At 70.3% G+C, this 3,893-nt stretch carries 3 protein-coding genes and 1 pseudogene; 3 read left to right on the top strand and 1 reads right to left on the bottom strand.

Going from position 1 to position 3,893, the window contains the following annotated elements:
• Positions 1-280: 280 nt before the first annotated feature.
• Positions 281-937 carry a response regulator transcription factor gene (locus ABZ562_RS41030; protein ID WP_361490540.1) on the bottom strand — a complete coding sequence of 219 codons (657 nt, stop codon included), beginning with the start codon at positions 935-937 and terminating at the stop codon, positions 281-283.
• A 324-nt stretch (positions 938-1,261) separates the two neighbouring features.
• Between ABZ562_RS41030 and pdhA the strand changes: the two genes are divergently transcribed.
• The 3 genes and pseudogenes from pdhA to ABZ562_RS41015 form a co-directional block, all read left to right on the top strand.
• A complete protein-coding gene (gene pdhA, locus ABZ562_RS41025) occupies positions 1,262-2,425 on the top strand; it encodes a pyruvate dehydrogenase (acetyl-transferring) E1 component subunit alpha (protein ID WP_361490538.1) in 1,164 nt (387 codons plus the stop codon).
• Position 2,426: 1 nt separating this feature from the next.
• Positions 2,427-3,407 carry an alpha-ketoacid dehydrogenase subunit beta gene (locus ABZ562_RS41020; protein WP_361490535.1) on the top strand — a complete coding sequence of 327 codons (981 nt, stop codon included), beginning with the start codon at positions 2,427-2,429 and terminating at the stop codon, positions 3,405-3,407.
• Positions 3,408-3,429: 22 nt separating this feature from the next.
• Positions 3,430-3,843, top strand: a pseudogene (locus ABZ562_RS41015) (biotin/lipoyl-containing protein); the annotation flags it as partial.
• Positions 3,844-3,893: the final 50 nt, after the last annotated feature.

Here is a 3,893-nt window from a genome sequence, read left to right as displayed (position 1 = left end):
GCGGGTTGCGAGGCTCCCCCAGCTACCGCTGGGAGGTGCCCCCTGCACCAGACGCCGCTCGCTGATCCGGCCTGATCCACACGACACCCCCTAGTGCCGCGTCAGCCAAGGTTCACCCCGCTCGTCGGCCTGGCACGGCCATCTGCGGCGTTGCCGGATCGACCGAGTAGGCCCGCCCCCAGACTCCGTCCGGGAGGTGCCCCCGCGAGGCCGATCCGGCGCCTTGCGTCCGACCGCACCAAGACGCCTCGCCACCGGGCACACCTTGACTGACGCGGCACTAGTTCTTCTGGGCCTGCATCCGGGCCACGAAGGCGGCGGCCTGCGAGCGGCGCTCCATGCCGAGCTTGGACAGCAGGCTGGAGACATAGTTCTTGATGGTCTTCTCGGCGAGGTGCAGCCGCTCGCCGATCACCCGGTTGGTCAGCCCCTCCCCGATCAGGATCAGGATCCGGCGCTCCTGCTCGGTGAGGGCGGCGAGCCGGTCGTCGGGCTTGGTGCCGCCGCCGCGCAGCCGCTCCAGCACCCGGGCGGTGGCCGCCGGGTCGAGCAGCGAACGGCCCGCGGCCACGTCCCGGACGGCGGCGAGCAGTTCGCTGCCGCGGATGTCCTTGAGCACATAGCCGGACGCGCCCGCCATGATCGCGTCGAACAGGGCCTCGTCGTCGGCGAAGGAGGTGAGCATCATGCAGCGGATGGCCTCATCGCGCGAGCGGATCTCCCGGCAGACCTCGACGCCGCTGCGGTCGGGCAGCCGGATGTCGAGCACGGCGACGTCGGGGCGGGTCGCGAGAATCCGGGCGAGGGCGTCGGCCGCGGTGCCCGCCTCGCCGACCACCTCCATGTCCGGCTCGGCGGCCAGCAGCTCGCGCACGCCTCGTCGTACGACTTCATGGTCGTCGAGTAGGAAAATCCTGATTTTTCCTTCTTCGCGCACGGCTCCAGTCTCACATACCAAGTCTTCCCGTGCCTTTGTCCAGCGGGATAACGTGCGATGGACCGACGGTCGGCGAGGCTGTGACCAGTGGATGTTCACCCAAGCGCGCGATTTACTTGGAAATCCAAGCAAAATTGCAGGTCAGGTGGGGTTTCGCAGAGATGCGGAGCACTGGGTAACGTGCCTTGTGCGGGGCCGACCGCCGGGAACCTGTCACGCCCGGACGGACGTTTCGTCGCACCCACCCCGTGCGTCGTCGTCGGACGGGCGAGCCGCAACTGGCCGCCGGCGGATCCCGGAGGCCGGACAGACGGAGGAGCACACGTGACCGTGGAGAGCACTGCCGCGCGCAAGCCGCGCCGCAGCGGAGCCAAGCGCAGCACCAGCGCGCGGAGCACGAAGAAGCAGTCGGCGGAGCCGGAACTCGTACAGCTGCTGACCCCGGAGGGCGAGCGCGTCGAGCACCCCGAGTACGCGATCGACCTGACCCCCGACGAGCTGCGCGGCCTGTACCGGGACATGGTGCTGACGCGGCGCTTCGACGCCGAGGCCACCACCCTCCAGCGCCAGGGCGAACTGGGCCTGTGGGCCTCGCTGCTCGGCCAGGAGGCCGCGCAGATCGGCTCCGGCCGGGCGCTGCGCGACGACGACTACGTCTTTCCGACCTACCGTGAGCACGGCGTCGCCTGGTGCCGTGGGGTCGACCCGACCAATCTGCTGGGCATGTTCCGTGGGGTGAACCACGGCGGCTGGGATCCCAACAGCAACAACTTCCACCTGTACACCATCGTCATCGGCGCGCAGACGCTGCACGCCACCGGCTACGCGATGGGCGTGGCGAAGGACGGCGCGGACTCCGCCGTGCTGGCCTACTTCGGCGACGGCGCCTCCAGCCAGGGCGACGTGGCCGAGTCGTTCACCTACTCCGCGGTCTACAACGCCCCGGTCGTCTTCTTCTGCCAGAACAACCAGTGGGCCATCTCCGAGCCCACCGAGAAGCAGACCCGGGTGCCGCTCTACCAGCGCGCGCAAGGCTACGGCTTCCCGGGCGTGCGGGTGGACGGCAACGACGTGCTGGCCTGTCTCGCCGTCACCAAGGCGGCGCTGGAGCGGGCCCGCACCGGCCAGGGGCCGATGCTGGTCGAGGCGTTCACCTACCGCATGGGCGCCCACACCACCTCCGACGACCCGACGCGCTACCGCCCGTCGGAGGAGCGCGAGCTGTGGGAGACCAAGGATCCGATCCTGCGGCTGCGCACCCTCCTCAGCAACGAGAACCTCGCGGACGACGCGTTCTTCGACGGTCTGGAGGAGGAGGCCGACGCGCTCGCCAAGCGGGTGCGGGAGGCGGTCCGGGCCATGCCCGACCCCGACCACATGGCGCTGTTCGAGCACACCTACGCCGACGGCCACGCCCTCGTGGACGAGGAGCGGGCCCAGTTCGCGGCGTACCAGGCTTCGTTCGTCACCGCCGAGGAAGGCATCTGAGATGGCCGCTGAGAAGATGTCGCTCTCCAAGGCGATCAACGCGTCGCTGCGCACGGCCCTCGACAGCGACCCCAAGGTCCTGATCATGGGAGAGGACGTCGGCAAGCTCGGCGGCGTCTTCCGCGTCACCGACGGGCTGCAGAAGGACTTCGGCGAGGATCGGGTCATCGACACCCCGCTGGCGGAGTCCGGCATCGTCGGCACCGCGATCGGGCTGGCGCTGCGCGGCTACCGGCCGGTGGTGGAGATCCAGTTCGACGGTTTCGTCTTCCCCGCGTACGACCAGATCGTCACGCAGCTCGCCAAGATGCACGCGCGGTCGCTCGGCAAGGTCAAGATGCCGGTCGTCGTCCGCATCCCGTACGGCGGCGGCATCGGCGCGGTCGAGCACCACAGCGAGTCCCCCGAGGCGCTGTTCGCGCACGTCGCCGGGTTGAAGGTGATCTCGCCTTCCAACGCGTCCGACGCCTACTGGATGCTCCAGCAGGCCATCGGCAGCGACGACCCGGTGATCTACTTCGAGCCCAAGCGCCGCTACCACGACAAGGGCGAGGTCGACACCTCGGCGATCCCCGGCCCCCTGCACGCCGCGCGGGTGGCGCGGCCCGGCACCGACCTCACCCTCGCGGCCTACGGCCCGATGGTGAAGGTCGCGCTGGACGCCGCCGCGGCCGCCGCCGAGGAGGGCAAGTCGCTGGAGGTCGTGGATCTGCGGTCGATGTCGCCGATCGACTTCGACACGGTCCAGCGGTCCGTCGAGCGGACCGGCAGGCTGGTCGTGGTGCATGAGGCACCGGTCTTCCTGGGGACCGGTGCGGAGATCGCCGCGCGCATCACCGAGCGGTGTTTCTACCACCTCCAGGCCCCGGTGCTGCGGGTCGGCGGCTATCACGCGCCGTACCCGCCCTCGCGGCTGGAGGACGAGTACCTGCCCGACCTGGACCGGGTGCTCGACGCCGTAGACCGTGCGTTGGCGTACTGAAGGGCTTGAGGAGATCGTGACGATGACCGCAGTCGAGCAGCGCTTCCGTGAGTTCAAGATGCCCGACGTGGGCGAGGGACTGACCGAGGCGGAGATCCTCAAGTGGCTGGTGGCGCCGGGCGACACCGTGACCGACGGTCAGGTGGTCTGCGAGGTCGAGACCGCCAAGGCCGCGGTGGAGCTGCCCATCCCGTTCACCGGGGTGGTGCACGAGCTGCGCTTCGGCGAGGGCACCACCGTGGACGTGGGCACGGCGATCATCTCGGTGGACACCGACCCGGGCGCCGGAGCCGTGCCCGAGGCCGCCGCCGCGCCGGAACCCGCCGCCGAGGCCCCGGCCGAGGCCGCCGAGCCGGAGGGGCGCCAGGCCAACCTGGTCGGCTACGGCGCCGCGCCCTCCTCCACCAAGCGCCGCCCGCGCAAGGCCCGGCCGGGCATGCGAAGGGGGAGGTGGTGCTCATGAGTTCCGTACGCTCCCTTTCAGGA

Source organism: Streptomyces sp. NPDC019937, assembly GCF_040631655.1.
Classification (GTDB): Bacteria; Actinomycetota; Actinomycetes; order Streptomycetales; family Streptomycetaceae; genus Streptomyces.
The sequence above is the reverse complement of the archived record's forward strand: the minus strand, read 5'-3'. Positions and strand labels throughout refer to the sequence as shown.